We start from the raw sequence: 18401 nt of genomic DNA on the forward strand, positions 1-18401 counted from the left end.
ATCGGTGCAGGACACTCCACCAGCGGCAGACCCCATGAAAGGCACTACGCCGGAAAATTCGCACTGGATCGTGCAACTCAATTACCGCAATCGTACCGGCTCGTTCGCACTGCTGTTCGCGGCCATCGGAGTTCACTTTGCAGGGCTTGAGCATGGATGGCTCGCCTGGACACTGCTTGCTCTCCAGTTCCTGCTGTATCCACACCTGATGTACCTGCGAGCAAGGCGCTCTGACGCTCCCCTGGCAACAGAGCTGAATAGTCTGTTATGTGATTCTGTGCTGTTTGGAGTCTGGATAGGCTGGCTTGGCTTCCCCCTGTGGCTGAGCTACACCATGCTAATGGGCGTCACCATTAACCTTATGGTGTTTCGCGGGCCCAGAGGGCTATTGCAGTCGCTCTTCGCGCTAGCTTGCGGTATCGCCTTCTCGGCCTGGCTGCAGCCTTTGCACCTCACGCTGTACAGCAACTGGATATCCAACCTCCTCTGCATCACCGGTCTGAGTCTTTATCTGATGATGGTCGGTAACGTGGCATTTACGCGAAATCAGCGCATCCGCGAAGCACGCGATCAACTGCACGAAAGCCAGGAGACGTTGCAGCAGGTCAACCGGGCACTCCAGCAGCAACTGCAGGAGAACACCGAGTTGCAGAACCAGCTGCGCGAGCTCGCCGACCGGGACCCGCTCACCGGCACATACAACCGCCGCTACTTCGACGTCACCATTGCAAGAGAGTTGAGCTACTGCAGACGCCACGGAACCTCCCTGGCACTAAGTCTGATCGACATCGATCACTTCAAATCAGTCAACGACACCTACGGTCACCAGGCTGGCGATCAACTACTGATATCACTGGCTGACCTGCTCAAACGCAACTCTCGCGGCAGTGACATTATTTGCCGGTTTGGCGGGGAGGAATTTTTAATTGCACTGCCGGACACCGACTGTGCCACCGCAGCAGCTCGTGCCGAGGAATATGCCAGAGGGTTTTCCGACGCCGGCGCTCGGTGGCAAGGCCAGCAGATCAGCGCAACCTTGTCCGCCGGTGTCGCGAGCTTTCCCGAGCAGGCTGAGGATGCAGACAAATTGCTCAGGTGCGCAGATATCGCACTCTATCAGGCCAAAAAAAGCGGGCGTAACCGAGTGGTTGCCTATAGCGGGGAAATGCGCTTGCAGATCCCTGCGACCGATTAGAGCGCAACGCTTCGGGGAATATAGTAGAAAACCAGAGCCAGCATGCAGAGCGCACCACCCCAGATCAACGCCATGCCGGTCGGCGTTTGTGAGCGAGAGAAGCCGCCACCGATAAGCAGGACCCCCAACGTAAAGATGGCTACCGTGACCCAGAACTGTTCACCGCTCATGCACGCTCTCCTGCGTTGATTTGTTGGAAGTATATCGCAGGACAAACCCTGGCAATCCTGATTCACATCAGCTCACAGGAGGTTGTGCAAGCGCAATCTTGCGGAGAGCGCAAAGCGTGAAACGCAATGCGCTGAGAAAGGCCTTGGCAACGGGGGTAAAGCAGAGTGGCTAGCGTGCAAATGACCGATTAACTCGAACATGCGCAGATGAACACTCACGCAAACGAATCGACAAAGGGGCGCAATAGCGAGAACAGACAAGGAGGACAAACCATCAAGGACCGCAACCGGCTTGCAGATCAGAAGAGGCTTTTACGTATCATACAAGCCCGCATGGAAACTGGTGCCCGGAGCCGGGGTCGAACCGGCACGACCTAAAGGTCGAGGGATTTTAAGTCCCTTGCGTCTACCAATTTCGCCATCCGGGCGAAAGAAAAGTTGGAGGCCGAGGTCGGAATCGAACCGGCGTACACGGATTTGCAATCCGCTGCATGACCACTCTGCCACCCGGCCTCAAAAGAGATAAGCTGCGCTGTGGATGACGTCAGCGCAACAAAAACTGGAGCGGGAAACGAGACTCGAACTCGCGACCCCGACCTTGGCAAGGTCGTGCTCTACCAACTGAGCTATTCCCGCTTAAAAACCTTTACTACTTGACCATCTGGTCGCGAGACCTCGCGAAGCTACGCGCCCCGCCCCGCCCTCGGAAGGTCGTGCCCTAACATCTGAGCTGATCCCGCTAAATGCCTTGCAATGCCTTAACGCTTGCTGTCTGAGGTTGCCAGACTGCTCACTGCATCGGACGGCGCTCATTCTATCCATCTGCGCCGGCCTGTCAAGTTATTGATTCAAAAAAAGTTATTTGGAGGAATTTTGATCACTGTCCGGGCGCAGATGGGGCCATGCCGCGATCAGATAGACCACCATGGACCACAAGGTCAGCACCGCCGACATCGCCAGCAATATGTAGCCCACAATAACCCACAGCCTAAGCTCCGGGGGGTTGGCCAGCAACACAACCAGCGCCACCATCTGCAGCGCTGTTTTGTACTTCCCGAGCTTGGACACCGCGACATGGGCTCGCGCGCCCATTTCCGCCATCCACTCACGCAATGCAGAAATCACCAGTTCACGACCGATGATGATGGCGGCCGGAGCGGTAACCCAGAAGTTGGCATGGTGCTGAACCAGCAGGACCAACGCGATAACTACCATGAGCTTGTCAGCAACCGGGTCCAGAAAAGCCCCAAATGGTGTGCTTTGCTGCAGTTTTCGCGCGAGATAGCCATCCAGCCAATCGGTCACGCTGGCCATGGTAAAGACCAGTGCTGCCGCCAGGTAGCTCCAGTGAAACGGCATGTAAAACAGCAGGATAAAAATGGGTATCAGCGCGACCCGGAGCAGGGTCAGGATATTTGGAATGTTCATGGGTTCCGCAGCCTTGGACGAAAGGCCATTCTAATCGCTATGCAGAACAGCATAAATCTGTTCTGCGAGTTTTTTACTGATCCCCGGTACTTTGGCAATTTCGGCTGCGCTGGCGCGCTTCAACTCCTGAAGACCGCCGAAATGTTTAAGCAGCTCTCGTCTGCGCTTGGGGCCGACGCCCGCGATACCTTCAAGACTGGAACTGGTTCTGGCCTTACCCCGCCGTTGGCGGTGGCCAGTGATCGCAAAACGGTGCGCCTCGTCACGAATATGCTGGATCAGGTGCAGCGCAGGCGAGTGACCGGGCAATACCAGTTCATTGTCCGGGGTGTTGAGGAACAGGGTTTCCATGCCTGCCTTGCGCGTTACACCCTTGGCAACGCCAACCAGCGTCAGATCATGGATAGCCAGCTCCTGCAGCACATCACGCGCCATGTTCATCTGGCCCTTGCCGCCATCGACCAGCAGGATATCCGGCATCTTGCCCTCACCGTCCTTGATCCGCGAGAAACGGCGCATCAGAGCCTGATGCATTGCCGCATAGTCGTCGCCTGCGGTAACACCTTCGATATTGAAGCGGCGGTAGTCGCTCTTGATCGGCCCCTCGGGCCCAAACACCACACAGGAAGCGACCGTCGCCTCTCCGCTGGAGTGGCTGATGTCGTAGCACTCCAGCCGCGTCGGCATGTCGTCAAGCTGCAGCGCCTGCTGCAAGGCTTCAAATCGCTGCTGGACATGCTGACGGTTGCTCAGGAGGCTGGCCAGTGACTGCTCGGCATTACTGCTTGCCAACTCCTGCCAACGTCGCCGAGTACCACGTACCCGCGGACTGATGCTGACGTTGAAGCCGCGCGCCTCGCTCAACGCACGGGTAATGACAGCAAAGTCCTCGTGCTCGGCGTTAACGATAATTTCCGCCGGCACCTCGCGCTCGGCACTGCCCAGGTAATACTGCGGCAAAAACGCGGCGATCACCTCACCAGGCTGCTGCTCGATCGGTACCCGCGGGAAGTGGTTCTTGCTGCCAAGCACTCGACCGTTTCGCACCATGATGACGTGCACACAGGCGCCCCCCGGGGCGACCGCTGCGGCAACAATATCGGCGCTCCCCTGCTCGGTGTCGATGCTCTGCTGATCCTGCACCCGGCGCAGCAAGGCGATCTGGTCACGCAATTCAGCGGCCCGCTCAAAATCCAGTGCGGTGGCTGCCTTCTCCATCGCCGCGGTCAGCTCGTCGTTGAGCGCGTTGCTGCGTCCTTCCAGAAACATGACCGAATGGCGCACGTCCTCGGCATACTCCGCCGCATCGACCAGCCCAACGCACGGTGCCTTGCAACGTTTGATCTGATACTGCAGGCAGGGCCGCGTGCGGTTACGGTAATAACTGTCCTCGCATTGACGCACAAGAAAGGTTTTTTGCAGCAGGTTTAGGCTCTCGCGAATGGCACCGGCGCTCGGATACGGGCCGAAATAACGGCCCTTGGCGCGCTTGCTGCCACGGTGCAGGCCCAGCCGAGGGAAGTCATCGTTACTGGAGAGAAACACGTAAGGGTAGGATTTGTCGTCCCGCAGCAGAATATTGTAAGGCGGACGGTTAGCCTTGATCAGGCTCTGTTCCAGCAACAGCGCTTCGGTTTCATTACCTGTGATCGTGGTATCGATCTGCTGAATGCGGGCGACCAGCGCTTCGGTCTTGGGGCTGAGCCCGGTCTTGCGAAAATAGCTGGACAGGCGCTTTTTCAGATTGCCGGCCTTGCCGACATACAGAAGTTCGCCGTCGGCATCGAACATGCGATACACGCCGGGCTTGCTGCTGGCCGAGGCCAGAAAGGCCTTGGCATCGAATACGGGTGAGCTGCTCACTGTCGGGACGGATCAACCATGCCGTGGCGCACCGCCAGCAGGGTCAGCTCGACATCACTGGTGATGCCCAGCTTCTCGAAAATGCGATAGCGATAGGTGTTGACGGTTTTCGGACTGAGGCACAGCTTGTCGGAAATGCTTTGCACCTTCTCGCAATTGACAATCATCAAGGCGATCTGGATCTCGCGCTCGGAAAGGCAATCAAAGGGCGAATTGCCGCCCGGGTTGAACTGCTTCAGGGCAAGTTGTTGCGCAATATCGGGGCTGATGTAGCGCAGTCCGGCGTGAACCTGGCGTATTGCCGTCACCATTTCGTCCAGCGCTGCCCCCTTGGTAACGTAACCTGCTGCCCCAGCCTGCATCAGACGCGTCGGAAAGGGCTCTTCGTCGCAAACGGTTACGGCAATCACCTTTATGTGCTTGTCATGCTGGACCAGCTTGCGGGTAGCTTCAAGGCCACCGATACCCGGCATGCGCACGTCCATCAGAATGACGTCAGGCTTAAGCTCGCGGGCGCGAACCACGGCAGTCTCTCCGCTATCGGCCTCGCCTATGACAGACAGGCCCGGGACATCGCTCAGCATGCGACTGATGCCTGTGCGCACCAGGTCGTGGTCATCGACTACCAGTACCTTGATCAAGTCCTACCCCTTGAACAAACCGAACCGAGCTATCCCACCGGGAGCGGAGGCAGCATCCCGACACGCAGCCTTACTATAATGGGCGACCGCACCATCCTGCCCGACAGGGAAATGCTCTGTCAGGCAATGATCAGCGTGTTTTAGGCGCAACGATACCAAAACGACCAGCCAGATGAAATCACTTGTCCAGCTGCGCGAACTGCCGGTACCTGTCCAATGACTCAGCTACCATGGTCTGATGGACGTTATGGGTACTGCACGCAACACTGGCTGCAAACAACAGGCGCATAGCCCATGAACCAAAACGACAAGTTTACCCAGGCCGGCAAAACAGCGGTCATGCAGAACATTCAGGGCATCATCGGCTTTCTGCTTGGCTACCCGCCCTTTAATCTGATGGAGCAGGGTCATCTGGCTTGGCTGGTGGAGCACGCCCAGCTGCGTTTTTTTGCCGCTGGCGACCCCATTCTCCAGCCCCAGGATGGCCCCGTTCAACACTTCTTCATCGTCAAGCAGGGTTTGATTCGCGGTGAACGCGTAATCTCCGGCAACGACGAGCCCGATACCACATTTGAAATCGGTACCGGCGAGTGCTTTCCACTGGCAGCCCTTCTGGGGGAGCGGGCTACGCGCACCCTCCATCGCGCCGCAGAGGACAGTTTCTGTCTGACGATCAACCGTGACGACTTCGTTACCCTGTTCAGCCAGTCAATGCCGTTCAGGGACTTCGCCCTGCGCGGTGTCAGCAGCCTGCTTGAACATGTGAATCAGCAGGCCCAGAAACAGGCGAGTGAAACCCTCGGCGCGCATTACTCCCTGGACACCAGGCTGGACAGTCTGGTTGGGCGCGAACCCGTCTGCTGCTCACCGGAAACCAGTATCCGCAATGCGGTCAAGCAGATGCATGAAGCCGGCGTCGGCAGTATCGTCATCATTGATCCGCAGCAGACGCCGGCGGGTATTTTCACCCTGCGTGATCTGCGGGCGCTGATCGCCAATGATGCGGCCGACCTGAGCAACAGCATCGCGACCGTGATGACCCCGCGTCCAACCGCCCTGGCCTCCTCTGCCAGCGCGTTCGATGCAGCCATCGCGATGACCCGACGGCATATCGCGCACATCTGCCTGGTCGATAATGGCAAGCTGGTTGGCGTCGTTTCCGAGAGAGACCTGTTTTCGCTGCAACGGGTCAACCTGGTGCACCTGGCCCGCACGCTGCGTCAGGCCGAAAGCATCCAGCGGCTGCGTGACTTGCGCAGCGACATTCACCAGTTGGTCGACAGCATGCTGGCACACGGCGCATCCTCCGGGCAGATCACCCGCATCATCACCCTGTTCAACGATCACACGGTGTGTCGTGTCATCGAACTCAGCCTGGAGGAACACGGCGATCCGGGCATCCCGTTCAGTTGGCTGTGCTTTGGCAGCGAAGGACGCCAGGAGCAGACCCTGCATACCGATCAGGATAACGGCATGCTGTTCAGCGCAGCATCAGGCGCAGAGGCCGATGCGCACCGCGAACGTCTGCTGCCGCTGGCCCGCCATATCAATAATGCACTCGCCGAATGCGGCTTTACCCTGTGCAAGGGCAACATCATGGCCAGCAATCCGGAGCTGTGTCTGTCCGCCCAGGAATGGCGGGACAAGTTTTCACGTCTGGTACGCAGCACCACGCCGGCCAACCTCCTTAGCTCTTCGATTTATTTCGATTTCCGGGTCGTATGGGGCGATAAACGCGGCCCGGAACAGCTCTTTGCCGAAGTCTTGCGCCAGATCGGCGGCAACACGCTGTTCCAACAGCAGATGGCGCAAAACGCCCTGCTCAACCGGCCACCTATTGGCCGCCTGCGTGACTTTGTAGTGGCGCGCAGCGGCGCCGAGAAAGACACGCTGGATACCAAGGTGCAGGGGTTGAGTCCCTTTGTGGATGGCGCCCGACTGCTGGCACTGGCCAATGGTATCAGCGTCACAAACACCCTTGAGCGCCTGCAGCAACTGCGCGAACGCAGGGTGCTCGACCCCCAGGATGCCGACGCCTATATCGAGGGCTATCAGTTCATTCAGTTGATACGGATGCAGCAGCACCAGCAGCAGGAACGCGATGGCAAGACATTCAGCAACCGGCTGGACCCGGACACGCTCAACCAGCTCGACCGTCGCATTCTTCGTGAATCGTTCCGCCAGGCCAAGCGGCTGCAGGCCAGTCTGGCCTTGAGGTATAACCTGTGAACCCTCTCTCCTGGCTGGGCATTCGCCGCCGCGGGCTATCGCCAGCACAGCAGCAGCGGCTCGACGCACTGCCTGCCCCGCAACCACTGGATGATACCCCGCTGGATGATTGTCGCTTTGTGGTGGTGGATCTGGAGACCAGCGGGCTGAACGTCAACCGCGACCGTATTCTGTCGGTCGGCGCAGTGGTGATCGAACATGGCCTGATTGACCTGGGCAGCCAGTACGAATGCACCCTCTACCAGGAAAACCACCGTGTTACCGAGTCGGTACTGATTCACGGCATCGCCCCCAGTGCGGTGGCAGACGGCGTAGCGCCTGCTGACGCCCTGCTAGACTTCATGGACTTTGCCGGCACCTGCATCTTCGTGGCCTTCCATGCCGCCTTCGACCATCGCATGCTGCAGCGCGGCCTGCGTGACGAGCTGGGCCACCGGTTGCGACACCGCTTTGTTGATGTTGCCGAGCTGGCCCCCATGCTCTGCCCTGCCGGGGGGCGCAGGCAAAGCCTCGACGAGTGGCAACAGCACTTCAAGGTCGTCAATCAGCAACGTCATCATGCTGCTGCTGATGCACTGGCAACGGCCGAGTTGATGCTGATTCTGTTGTCACTGGCACGCCGGGAAAAACTTGAAACCCTGGCAGACCTGGATTCCCGCCTGCGTCACTGGCGCCGCTTGCGACAGGCTCGAATCGGCGCGATGTAGCGCGACAACCGGTATTTTGCGCCACCAAAACCGCTTTTATCGACAAGCAGCTCTGGCAAATGGCACTGATTCTTGATAGCGTGCGCGCCCTCACCGAATCACCCATCCCTATCCGGAGCATTCCATGAACAGACACGCCTGGCTGAAGTCATCTGTTGCCTTGGCCGTCACCCTCGCCGCCAGCAGCGTCAGCGCCAATGGCCTGAGCATCAACGAACAAAGCGCCAGCGGCATGGGAACTGGATTTGCAGGACGCTCATCCGCCGCCGAAGACGCCAGCACCCTGTTTGGTAACCCGGCCGGCATGTCCAGGCTGGACAGAACCGAGGTCAGTGGTGGCTTTGCTACCATTTTCGCTTCTACCGATATTGATGACGCTCAGGGTTTCGCCTCGGGCACCAATAAGGGCGACATGGTTCCGACGGCAACCATTCCGTTCGCCTACCTGGTAACCCCGCTGAACGACCACTGGCACGCCGGCATCGGCGTTTACGCCCCCTTCGGCGTGATCAGCGATTATGAGAAAGGCTTCCAGGGACGCTCGCATGGTCTGTATAGCATGGTTCAGGTCGTTACCCTGCAGCCCACTCTGAGCTACCAGGTCAACGACCGTGTATCCGTCGGCTTTGGCCCGACCATCAACCGTATCAGTGGCAAATTGACCAGCCAACCGCTTGCGGCGCTGGGCAGCGATGCCAAAGTCAACATCAAGGGTGATGACACCGGCTACGGCTTCAACGCTGGGGTGCTGGTGCAGGTTACCGATCAGGTGCGCTGGGGCCTGACTTACCACTCGGCCATCGACTTCGGCCTCGAAGGCCGCACTCGGTTCAGCGGCTTCAACCCGCAAATCGGGCCTGACGGCAGCTACGACGCCGCGCTGGACATCACCATGCCCGAATCGATCGACACCTCCATCACCTGGGAACTGGATGACCGTTGGACCGTTTACGCCGGCAGCACCTGGACCCGCTGGAGCCGTCTGGACAAGATCGTGGTTGAGAACAGCGGTTTGCTGGCACCCTACCAGCCTAACTTCGGCAGCATTGAAGAACAAATGAAGTGGGACGACATCGTCTCCTGGGCGGTTGGTGCATCCTACCAACTGAACCCGCAATGGGTTCTGCGTGCCGGCTTCACGTCCGATCCGTCACCAACCAACGACACCCACCGCACCGTGCGTATCCCGGTATCGGACCGCAAGGTCTTCTCGGTAGGCGCCGGCTGGGATGTTACATCAGACCTGACGCTGGATATCGCGTACTCCTACCTGCGTGAAGCCAAGGGTGAGATCAACACCGCGGACTACACCGCCGAGTTCCGCAACCAGGCACACGGCCTGGCAACTCAGGCCACCTGGCGCTTCTGATCGACAGGCAATAAAAAACGCCCCGCATCATGCGGGGCGTTTTTGTTTCAGTGCTGCTGATCAGTGATCAACCGCAGCGCCTGCTCCACGCGGGATACGAATATCCTCGATCAGGTGCTGGATCTTCTCCGGCGGCGCCTTGGTTACGGATGCAACCAGTACTGCAGCGACGAAGTTGAAGATCATACCCAGGGTACCGATACCTTCCGGAGAAATACCGAACCACCAGTCGTCTGCGGTCGCAGTCGGGTTGATGAACTTGTAGTAGACGATATAGCTGAAGGTGAAGGTCAGACCGACAATCATCCCCGCGATAGCGCCTTCCTTGTTCATCTTCTTCGAGAAAATACCCATGACGATGACCGGGAAGAACGAGGCCGCCGCCAGGCCGAACGCGAAGGCGACCACCTGCGCCACGAAGGCCGGTGGGTAGATCCCGAACAGACCGGCAATGGCGATGGCAACACCCGCCGCAACCCGGGCAGCAAGCAGCTCCTGCTTCTCGGTAATGTTTGGCGCCATGTTGCTCTTGAGCAGGTCATGGGAGACCGAGGTTGAAATCACCAGCAGCAGACCTGCTGCAGTAGACAGCGCCGCAGCCAGACCACCCGCAGCAATCAGCGCAACCACCCAACCGGGCAGATCGGCAATTTCCGGGTTGGCCAGAACCATGATGTCGCGGTCCACGTACAGCTCGGTGGCAGCAGCAGTCGGCTCGTTGCTGATCAGACGCTCACCGTTGGCACCACGCTCATCAGTAAACTTCGGCGCACCAACGAACGGCGCGCCCGGGCCGTACTGAATCACGCCATCGTTGTTCTTGTCCTGCCACGCGATCAGACCGGCATTTTCCCAGGTCTTGAGCCAGGTCGGCACCTGTTCGTAAGCGACGTTCGGCACCGAGGTCAGCAGATTGGTGCGAGCAAACGCAGCAACCGCCGGCGCAGTGGTGTAGAGAATCGCGATGAACAACAGAGCGTAACCGGCCGATTTACGGGCATCACGCACGGTCGGTGTGGTGAAGAAACGAACGATAACGTGGGGCAGACCGGCAGTACCAACCATCAGCGCCATGGTGATGAAGAACACGTCAATGGTCGACTTGGACCCGTCAGTGTATGCCCCAAAACCCAGCTCAGCGCCCAGACCGTTCAGGCGTTCCAGTACCGATTGCCCGGTTCCGGTAACCTCGCTGCCAAAGCCCAGTTGCGGGATCGGGTTGCCGGTAATCAGCATGGAGATGTAAATGGCGGGAACCATGTAGGCGAAGATCATCACGCAGTATTGCGCCACCTGGGTATAGGTGATGCCCTTCATGCCGCCGAGAACGGCGTAGAAGAACACGATGGCCATGCCGATCACGACGCCGGTGTTGATATCCACTTCCAGGTAACGGGAGAACACGATGCCAACACCGCGCATCTGGCCTGCCACGTAGGTAAAGGAAATGAAGATCACACAGATCACCGCCACCACCCGCGCGGTTTGTGAGTAGTACCGCTCGCCAACAAACTCCGGCACGGTAAACTTGCCGAACTTGCGCAGGTAGGGTGCCAGACACATAGCCAGCAGCACATAGCCACCGGTCCAGCCCATCAGGTAGACCGAGCCATCGAAGCCGGTGAAGGAAATGATACCGGCCATGGAGATGAAGGATGCCGCAGACATCCAGTCAGCCCCGGTAGCCATACCGTTGGCAATCGGGTGCACGCCCTTGCTCGCCACATAGTACTCGCTGGTGCTGCCCGCACGAGACCAGATGGCAATGGCGATATACAGCGCGAAGGTCGCGCCGACGAACAGATAGATCAGAGTTTGGGTATCCATCGCAGGGATCCTGTTCTTATTCTTCGTGGAAGTCGTACTTGCGATCGAGCTGGTTCATCTTCCAGACGTACACGAAGATGAGCACCACGAAGGCGTAGATGGAACCCTGCTGGGCAAACCAGAACCCCAGCGGGAAGCCGAAGAACTGGATGGCGTTGAGCTGGTCTACGAACAGCACGCCGGCACCGAAGGAAACCACAAACCAGACGACCAGCAGGGTCAGCATGAGTTTGAGGTTTTCACGCCAGTAACCGCGCGCTGCCTCTTCTTTTGACATGGACATTAGCGTCTCCATTGTTGTTGTTATTACGCCAGTAACGGTAGCACCGGGATGCGCTGGTGAAGAGTAAGACTTTGGTAGAACGGACGTTCAGGATCGCAAAACAAAACCTTGAAAACACATAAACTTATAAATATAAAGCACTGATTTTTATTGTATTTAATAAATAAAGAAATAAAAATGACCAACTTATTAGACTAAAGACACGCCCTGGGCAGTAAGCCTTGAATACACGGAAAACGCCCACACTGGCAGACATCGTCTAGAGTGAAGGAACACCACTGGAGCGGAGACAGCCATGAAACACGTTGCTTTGTTGCTCACCAGCCTGTTTCTTTCGGCTCAGGCCATGGCGTTGTCGCTGTCCGACCTTACCCAACAGGACACCGCAACCGCCATGAAGGAGGCGCTGACCCAAGGCGCGCAGCTGGCCGTCAGCGAACTTGGCAAGCCCGGCGGGTTCAGCAACAACCCGGATGTGCGCATCGAACTGCCCGGCAAGTTGGGTAGCGCTGCACGCACGCTGAAAATGATGGGAATGGGGAACCAGATCATCGCGCTGGAAAACAGCATGAATCAGGCCGCAGAGGCCGCGGTGCCCCAGGCGCAATCCATTCTGGTTAACGCCATCAGCCGGATGAGCCTGACAGACGCCAAGAGTGTCCTCACCGGCGGTAACGACTCGGCAACCCAGTATCTCGAACGCAGCAGCCGGGAAGAAATTCGCGCCCTGTTCCTTCCGGTGGTAAAGCAGGCCACCGACCAGGTTGGCGTAGCCCAGCAATACAACGCATTTGCCTCTCAGGCAGCAGGGTTTGGCGTTGTCGACGCCAACGCGACCAGCGTCGAGACCTACGTCACCGAAAAGGCGCTGGACGGCCTGTTCGAGATGATTGCCCAACAGGAAGCAACTATTCGCAGCAACCCGGCAGCGGCAGCCACCAGCATGGCACGCAAGGTATTCGGCGCTCTGTAATGCGCGGCAGCCGGGCGTCATACCCGATTGCCGCTTGTCCTATTCGGTAATCACGCACATGGCCTTCAGCTTGACGAATCTGCTGCCGGCAATGCCCTACCCGATAATGGATACGCAGACCGTAAAAGCTCCGTTCAATATCAGACCCGGCCACCAAGATGGCCTGCCAACCGCTGCATCGCAGCAGTGGTCATTTCGTAAGTGAACTCATTACTGGCAATCGGGTGTGAGGCGGTCCGAACAACGGTCAGCTCAACCGCTGGATTGATATGTATCAGTTGCCCATGCACCCCCATGGCTTCATACACGCCATCGGCGTTGTGACTGATCCACCACTGGTTGTGATAGGAATAGCCGTTCATGCCACGCCGGCCGAAATCGGCAAAGGCTTTACGATCGGCGCCGCGCTGCAAATCCTCAATGATTGCGGCGGGAATGATCTGCTGGCCGTTCCACTTTCCGCCGTTGCGCATCATCTCGCCGAACCGGGCGAGATCTCGCAAAGTCGCATTCAGCCCCGCACCAGCCCACTCGGTACCCGTCGGGTCGAGCAGCAACAGCGCGTCCTCCTCTGCCCCCAGTTTGCTCCAGATGCGCTCACCAATATGGGTCGCCACATCCTTGCCGCTGGCGCGGCGAATCAGCCAGCCCAGAACCTCGGTGTGAACCGTGCGATACGCGAAATAACGGCCGTGCTCGCGGGCTGCACCGATGGTCGGCAGGTAATCATAGAGACGGGTTGGCCCGGTCCATTGCGGTGACTGGGTAATGCCCGCGGCCAGGCCGTAGTACTTCACATCCGAGGTGCCGTCAGCGTAGACCTCGGAGTACTTGATGTCCGCTGTCATATCCAGCACCTGCTGAACGCTGGCACCACGCCAACCGGAACTGGCCAGTTCAGGAATCAGGTCAGTCACCTGGGCGTTCGGATCCATAACGTCCTCGGCGATCAGCATCGCCGCCACCAGACCGGTGAACGACTTGGTCACCGACCAGAGCATGTGCGGGCTGAGCGGATCGGGCTGATTGGGATACTGCTCATAGATCACCTTGCCGCGGTGCAGAATGATGCAGGCGTCCGCATAGCTGCACGAAAGAAACTCGCTAAAGTCGATTTCGCTGCCGTCATTCAATGTGATACTGAGCGCGTCGATCTGAGCGGTCAGATCGGCACCGCGAGGCAACTCACTGGTAGCACCACTGCCACGCCTGATCTGACGTGAGGGCACAAGCTCGCGCATATGCTGGAACGCCCAGCGCAGCTTCGGGTACTCGACCAGGTAGTTTTCGCGGGTAACCAGCTTCTCGGGGGCCGGCGGAAAGCCCTCCATGAAACCCAGCAGCTCATAGCGAACGGTATCCGGAGCGGGGAGATCGGGTGCCACATCGGCAGCGGCATGCAGGCGACGCCCCATACCCGGTTGAAAACCATGAAAGTGTGTCATTGGGCTGTCCTGTTTTTGTTGTTTGAGCAGCCCCTCACGTTAGGAGGTCGGTGTCAGTGCAGCAAGCATCCCCTGCTGAACACTATGTTCCATCATTCAGACATTGAACGTTGGCGGCCAGTGTGACTTGAATTCACCCACGCAGATGCGCACAATGCTGGACATTCAACCAGTATCCAATTCAAGCCATGCCCGCTTTGCTCGCGACCGACTTCTACTACCTGCGCAACTTCGAATTTGTTCTGGAGTGGGTGGGTGCGCGCTATGACGATCTGCTGAATGAGCAGGAGCGCCGGTTTGTTCAGCATTTTCCGACTCTGCCCGAGCGCTCACGGGCGCTGCTGGTGCGCTTGATCATGCGCAAGGGCGATCATTTCCGGGTCAGCCGGCTGTGCTATGACGAGATCGGCGATATTGAGTCCGCGGCGCAGCCTCTGCTGGAGCTGAGCTGGTTGTCCGCTGAAGACCCCATCGATGTATCCAGCCTCGCCAGGCTGCTGCTCAAGACGGAATTAGCGTCACTGGATCTGGGGGTTGAACAGGCCGGCAAGCTGGGCAAGCAGACGCTGATCGATGCATTGCTGGCCGGCAATCACGCACCAAGGCCCTGGCACGCCTGGCCAGGCATCCCGACAGACAATGTCTTGAGCCTGCAGATCAGCGATCTGTGCGACCGTTTAAGGTTGCTGTTTTTCGGCAATCTGGCGCAGGACTGGAGCGAGTTCGTGCTGACCGAACTCGGCCTCCAGCAGTACGAGTCGGTGCCGTTTCCGGCCCATTCGCGCAGTTTTCATCAGCCAGGCGATGTTGACCAGTACCTCTATCTCAGGCGCTGCCGGGAGGAGCTTGAGGCCGGCGGCGACGCCATGACGATTGTCGACCAGCTCTCGCATTTCACTACCAGCAACCCCTGGATCGAACGCCGGCATCAGCGTTTGCGCTTTCAGCTTGGCCAGCAGTTGGAACGCGAGCAGCAACTGGAGCAGGCGCTGGCACTCTACCTCCAGTGCAGCCACAGCGAGGCACGCCAGCGGGCAATCAGGCTGCACGAACGGCTGGAGCAATACAAACAGGCCTACGCGCTGGCAACCACGGCTCACGCGGCGCCGCACACTGCGAGCGAGCAGCAGTTGGTCGAGCGGGCACTGAAGCGGCTGGGGCGCAAACTCCAGCAACCGGTGCCCAAGCCCGTGCCGGAGCCCGAAACGAAAACCACGCAACTGATACTGCCGGGGCCGGACCCGCAGGGTGTTGAGCTGGCTGTTGCCGCCCATCTGGCTGCGCCGGATGCACCGGTGTTCTACGTCGAGAATGCGTTGATCGGCAGTCTGTTTGGCCTGCTCTGCTGGGAGGCGATTTTTGCGCCCCTGCCCGGCGCCTTCTTCCACCCGTTCCAGAGCGGGCCAGCCGATCTGTACGACGCCGACTTTGCCGACCGTCGCGCCGCGCTGTTCGATGCCGCGCTGGCCCGGCTGGACGATGGCAGTTACCGCGAGCATATTCGCGGCATCTGGCAGCAGAAACAGGGGCTGCAGTCGCCCTTTGTGTTCTGGGGGCTGCTCGATGAGACACTGCTGGAACTGGCTTTGCAGTGCATCCCTGCCCGCCACCTGCGGCTCTGGTGTGAACGCATGCTCAGAGACATCCGCGTCAACCGCGCCGGCATGCCCGACCTGATCCAGTTCTGGCCCGCCGAGCAGCGCTATTGCATGGTCGAGGTCAAAGGGCCCGGCGATCGCCTGCAAGACAACCAGCGCCGCTGGCTGGCGTTCTGTGCCGAGCACGCGATGCCGGTTGAGGTAGTACATGTGCAGTGGGAGACGCCGTGAGCTACCAAGTTGCCGTGCGCGCGCTGTGCGAATTTACCGCCAAACAGGGCGACCTGGACCTGCGCTTTACCCCTGCGCCCACCGCGCAGGAAGGCATCGCCGGACACCAGACCGTGGTCTCACGCCGCGGCGCAGGCTACCTCAGCGAGCTGACGCTCGCAGGCAGCTATCCCGGCTTGCTGGTAGCAGGACGGGCCGACGGCTATGACCCCGAGCAAAATCTGCTGGAAGAGATCAAGACCCACCGCGGCGACATCAGCCGCATCCCGGACAACCATCGGGTGCTGCACTGGGCGCAGGCCAAGGTCTACGGCTGGCTACTGTGTGCCGAGCTGGAATTGGAAGAGGTCGATCTGGCGGTGGTTTACTTCAACGTGGTCACCCAAAAGGAAACCGTCTTTCGTGAGACGTTTGCCGCCGACGCGCTACGCCAGTTCTTCGCCCAGCAGTGCGACCGCTTCATCGCCTGGGCCCGGCAGGAAACCCATCACCGTGGTGCCCGCGACCAGCAGCTGCAGCAACTGACCTTCCCCTACCCCAGTTTCCGTGCCGGCCAGCGCCAACTGGCCAAGGCGGTTTACCGCGCGGCGCGTGACGGCAAGACGCTGATGACCCAGGCTACCACCGGCATCGGCAAGACACTCGGCACCCTGTTCCCGCAGCTCAAGGCGATGCCGGAACAGCAGGTGGATCGGCTGTTTTTTCTCACTGCCAAGACGCCCGGTCGTCAGCTCGCGCTAGACGCCCTGCAAAGCCTGCGCGCGCACAGCGAGACACCACTGAACCTGCGCGTACTGGAGCACATCGCCCGCGACAAGGCCTGCGAGCACCCGGACAAGGCCTGCCACGGAGAATCCTGCCCGCTCGCCGAAGGCTTCTACGACCGCTTGCCGGCCGCCCGTGCCGAGGCCGTTGCCGAACACTGGCTCGATCAGACCGCCGTGCGCCGCATCGCCATGAAACACCGTATCTGCCCCTACTACCTCAGCCAGGAGCTGTGCCGCTGGTCTGATCTGGTGGTAGGCGACTACAACTACTATTTCGACATGACCGCCCTGCTCTACGGGCTGACAGTCCTCAATGACTGGCGCGTCACCGTACTGGTCGATGAAGCCCACAACCTGATTGATCGGGCCCGCGGCATGTATACCGCTGAACTGGATCAGGGCGTATTCAACACCCTGCGTAAACAGGCCCCGGCGACGCTGAAAGCACCGCTGGACCGGGTCGCCCGGCACTGGAATGCATTGCACCGCGATCAGACCGAGGACTATCAGATCTACCCGGCGATTGCCGACCTGTTCATTCTCAGCCTGCAGAAAGCCGTCAGCGCCATTACCGAACATCTGACAGACCAGCCCGATGGCAATGCCAACGCGCTGATTCTGTTCTACTTCGACGCCATGCTGTTCTGTCGTCTGGCCGAAGCCTACGGTCCGCACTCACTGTTCGACATCACCCGCCATGCCGGCGCCAGTGGCCGCCGCACCCTGTCGACCCTGTGTCTGCGCAACATGGTGCCGGCTCCGTTCCTGCAGCAGCGCTTCACCACCGCCCATAGCACCACGCTGTTTTCTGCGACCCTGAGCCCGGCCCATTACTACCGGGATCTGCTCGGGCTGCCCGAGGACAGCCAGTGGCTTGAAGTCGAGTCGCCGTTCCATGCCGATCAGCTCAGCGTCTCGGTCATCCGCAACCTGTCTACCCGCTATCAGCACCGCACTGCCAGCCTGCAACCGATCAGCGAACTGATGGCCGAGCAGTTTGCCCGCCAGCCCGGCAACTATCTGGCCTTCTTCAGCAGCTACGCCTACCTCGAACAGGTCGTGGAGAAGTTCCAGCACCTGTACCCGGATATCCCGGTCTGGACTCAGTCGCGCAGTATGAATGAGGGGGAGCGCAGCGCCTTCCTGGCGCGTTTCCATGAGCACGGCCAAGGCATCGGCTTCGCCGTGCTCGGCGGGGCCTTTGGCGAGGGCATCGACCTGCCGGGGCGTCGTTTGATCGGCGCCTTTATCGCGACCCTCGGGCTACCGCAGATCAACCCGGTCAACGAAGAAATGCGCGAGCGGCTGGAGGTCATGTTCAACGGCAGCGCTGGCAGCGGATACGAATACGCCTACCTGTATCCAGGGCTACAAAAGGTAGTGCAGGCGGCCGGACGAGTCATTCGTACAACGGAGGATCAGGGCGTGGTCTATCTGCTCGACGACCGCTTCGGCCAGCGTACGGTGCGCGAGCTGCTGCCGCGCTGGTGGAGGATCGGCACCCGCAGCCTCACATTGAACAAGATGAGTTAGAAAAAACCTCTAATTAATTGATTTAAATTTAAATACGGAAGAAATATCAGGCCATCATTCCCCCTTTAATTCGCCCGCACTGTCATGCCATTGCCACCAACGTAGCGGATTGAACGCGACACAGATGCAAGGTAACCGAGGC

Annotated in this window: 14 protein-coding genes and 3 tRNA genes; 7 read left to right on the forward strand and 10 right to left on the reverse strand. The window is 59.2% G+C overall.

Annotated features, from left to right (window positions below; genetic code table 11):
* Nucleotides 1-34 precede the first annotated feature (34 nt).
* Nucleotides 35-1195 carry a sensor domain-containing diguanylate cyclase gene (locus ACZ5WQ_RS05275; protein WP_464383301.1) on the forward strand — a complete coding sequence of 387 codons (1161 nt, stop codon included), beginning with the start codon at nucleotides 35-37 and terminating at the stop codon, nucleotides 1193-1195.
* On the opposite strand, the gene ACZ5WQ_RS05280 is transcribed toward ACZ5WQ_RS05275, so the two are convergent.
* The 7 genes from ACZ5WQ_RS05280 to gacA form a co-directional block, all read right to left on the reverse strand.
* The gene (locus ACZ5WQ_RS05280) at nucleotides 1192-1365 is read right to left on the reverse strand and encodes a hypothetical protein (RefSeq protein ID WP_233049688.1); all 174 of its coding nucleotides are present in this window, start codon (nucleotides 1363-1365) and stop codon (nucleotides 1192-1194) included. The two genes, ACZ5WQ_RS05275 and ACZ5WQ_RS05280, sit on opposite strands and share 4 nt — an antisense overlap.
* A gap of 341 nt (nucleotides 1366-1706) precedes the next feature.
* A tRNA-Leu gene (locus tag ACZ5WQ_RS05285) sits at nucleotides 1707-1793 on the reverse strand.
* Between the two features lie 11 nt (nucleotides 1794-1804).
* Nucleotides 1805-1878: transfer RNA gene (locus ACZ5WQ_RS05290), tRNA-Cys, on the reverse strand.
* A 47-nt stretch (nucleotides 1879-1925) separates the two neighbouring features.
* A tRNA-Gly gene (locus ACZ5WQ_RS05295) sits at nucleotides 1926-2001 on the reverse strand.
* A gap of 222 nt (nucleotides 2002-2223) precedes the next feature.
* The gene (pgsA, locus tag ACZ5WQ_RS05300; protein ID WP_464383302.1) at nucleotides 2224-2793 is read right to left on the reverse strand and encodes a CDP-diacylglycerol--glycerol-3-phosphate 3-phosphatidyltransferase; all 570 of its coding nucleotides are present in this window, start codon (nucleotides 2791-2793) and stop codon (nucleotides 2224-2226) included.
* A gap of 30 nt (nucleotides 2794-2823) precedes the next feature.
* Nucleotides 2824-4656, reverse strand: coding sequence for an excinuclease ABC subunit UvrC (gene uvrC / locus ACZ5WQ_RS05305; protein WP_464383303.1), 1833 nt, complete (start codon nucleotides 4654-4656; stop codon nucleotides 2824-2826).
* The gene (gene gacA / locus ACZ5WQ_RS05310) at nucleotides 4653-5297 is read right to left on the reverse strand and encodes a response regulator transcription factor GacA (protein WP_228244866.1); all 645 of its coding nucleotides are present in this window, start codon (nucleotides 5295-5297) and stop codon (nucleotides 4653-4655) included. Before gacA ends, uvrC begins: the two co-directional genes overlap by 4 nt.
* 294 nt (nucleotides 5298-5591) lie before the next feature.
* Here gacA and ACZ5WQ_RS05315 point away from each other — a divergent pair, with 294 nt between their 5' ends.
* The 3 genes from ACZ5WQ_RS05315 (at nucleotide 5592) to ACZ5WQ_RS05325 (ending at nucleotide 9602) form a co-directional block, all read left to right on the forward strand.
* Entirely contained in the window at nucleotides 5592-7526 is a 1935-nt protein-coding gene (locus tag ACZ5WQ_RS05315) for a DUF294 nucleotidyltransferase-like domain-containing protein (RefSeq protein ID WP_464383304.1), read from the forward strand.
* Nucleotides 7523-8233, forward strand: coding sequence for a 3'-5' exonuclease (locus tag ACZ5WQ_RS05320; protein ID WP_228244864.1), 711 nt, complete (start codon nucleotides 7523-7525; stop codon nucleotides 8231-8233). Before ACZ5WQ_RS05315 ends, ACZ5WQ_RS05320 begins: the two co-directional genes overlap by 4 nt.
* Before the next feature lie 124 nt (nucleotides 8234-8357).
* Nucleotides 8358-9602 (forward strand): OmpP1/FadL family transporter, encoded by a 1245-nt coding sequence (locus tag ACZ5WQ_RS05325; protein ID WP_338213264.1) that lies wholly within the window; start codon nucleotides 8358-8360, stop codon nucleotides 9600-9602.
* Between the two features lie 60 nt (nucleotides 9603-9662).
* On the opposite strand, the gene ACZ5WQ_RS05330 is transcribed toward ACZ5WQ_RS05325, so the two are convergent.
* Nucleotides 9663-11429: a sodium:solute symporter family protein gene (locus tag ACZ5WQ_RS05330; RefSeq protein ID WP_233049695.1), complete on the reverse strand. Its 1767-nt coding sequence runs from the start codon at nucleotides 11427-11429 to the stop codon at nucleotides 9663-9665.
* Between the two features lie 16 nt (nucleotides 11430-11445).
* Complete coding sequence (locus tag ACZ5WQ_RS05335) at nucleotides 11446-11712, reverse strand: DUF4212 domain-containing protein (RefSeq protein ID WP_088274190.1); 267 nt, start codon at nucleotides 11710-11712, stop codon at nucleotides 11446-11448.
* Nucleotides 11713-12007: 295 nt separating this feature from the next.
* On the opposite strand from ACZ5WQ_RS05335, the gene ACZ5WQ_RS05340 reads away from it, so the two are divergent.
* Nucleotides 12008-12685: a DUF4197 domain-containing protein gene (locus ACZ5WQ_RS05340; RefSeq protein ID WP_269687318.1), complete on the forward strand. Its 678-nt coding sequence runs from the start codon at nucleotides 12008-12010 to the stop codon at nucleotides 12683-12685.
* A gap of 140 nt (nucleotides 12686-12825) precedes the next feature.
* Here ACZ5WQ_RS05340 and ACZ5WQ_RS05345 read toward each other — a convergent pair whose 3' ends face one another.
* Nucleotides 12826-14130 (reverse strand): serine hydrolase domain-containing protein, encoded by a 1305-nt coding sequence (locus ACZ5WQ_RS05345; RefSeq protein WP_464383305.1) that lies wholly within the window; start codon nucleotides 14128-14130, stop codon nucleotides 12826-12828.
* Nucleotides 14131-14318: 188 nt separating this feature from the next.
* Between ACZ5WQ_RS05345 and ACZ5WQ_RS05350 the strand changes: the two genes are divergently transcribed.
* Both ACZ5WQ_RS05350 and ACZ5WQ_RS05355 read left to right on the forward strand, forming a co-directional pair.
* Complete coding sequence (locus tag ACZ5WQ_RS05350) at nucleotides 14319-15959, forward strand: VRR-NUC domain-containing protein (protein WP_464383306.1); 1641 nt, start codon at nucleotides 14319-14321, stop codon at nucleotides 15957-15959.
* Nucleotides 15956-18259 (forward strand): ATP-dependent DNA helicase, encoded by a 2304-nt coding sequence (locus tag ACZ5WQ_RS05355; RefSeq protein WP_464383307.1) that lies wholly within the window; start codon nucleotides 15956-15958, stop codon nucleotides 18257-18259. The genes ACZ5WQ_RS05350 and ACZ5WQ_RS05355 overlap by 4 nt, the downstream gene beginning before the upstream one ends.
* The last annotated feature ends 142 nt before the right edge of the window (nucleotides 18260-18401 follow it).

Source organism: Halopseudomonas sp. T1L2, from assembly GCF_055397385.1.

Bases quoted from the DNA above. Each gene is read 5' to 3' on its own strand.
- ACZ5WQ_RS05275 (WP_464383301.1), top strand. From the start codon at position 35: ATGAAAGGCACTACGCCGGAAAATTCGCACTGGATCGTGCAACTCAAT.
- pgsA (WP_464383302.1), bottom strand. From the start codon at position 2,793: ATGAACATTCCAAATATCCTGACCCTGCTCCGGGTCGCGCTGATACCC.
- ACZ5WQ_RS05330 (WP_233049695.1), bottom strand. From the start codon at position 11,429: ATGGATACCCAAACTCTGATCTATCTGTTCGTCGGCGCGACCTTCGCG.
- ACZ5WQ_RS05315 (WP_464383304.1), top strand. From the start codon at position 5,592: ATGAACCAAAACGACAAGTTTACCCAGGCCGGCAAAACAGCGGTCATG.
- ACZ5WQ_RS05280 (WP_233049688.1), bottom strand. From the start codon at position 1,365: ATGAGCGGTGAACAGTTCTGGGTCACGGTAGCCATCTTTACGTTGGGG.
- ACZ5WQ_RS05325 (WP_338213264.1), top strand. From the start codon at position 8,358: ATGAACAGACACGCCTGGCTGAAGTCATCTGTTGCCTTGGCCGTCACC.
- ACZ5WQ_RS05345 (WP_464383305.1), bottom strand. From the start codon at position 14,130: ATGACACACTTTCATGGTTTTCAACCGGGTATGGGGCGTCGCCTGCAT.
- ACZ5WQ_RS05335 (WP_088274190.1), bottom strand. From the start codon at position 11,712: ATGTCCATGTCAAAAGAAGAGGCAGCGCGCGGTTACTGGCGTGAAAAC.
- ACZ5WQ_RS05350 (WP_464383306.1), top strand. From the start codon at position 14,319: ATGCCCGCTTTGCTCGCGACCGACTTCTACTACCTGCGCAACTTCGAA.
- ACZ5WQ_RS05340 (WP_269687318.1), top strand. From the start codon at position 12,008: ATGAAACACGTTGCTTTGTTGCTCACCAGCCTGTTTCTTTCGGCTCAG.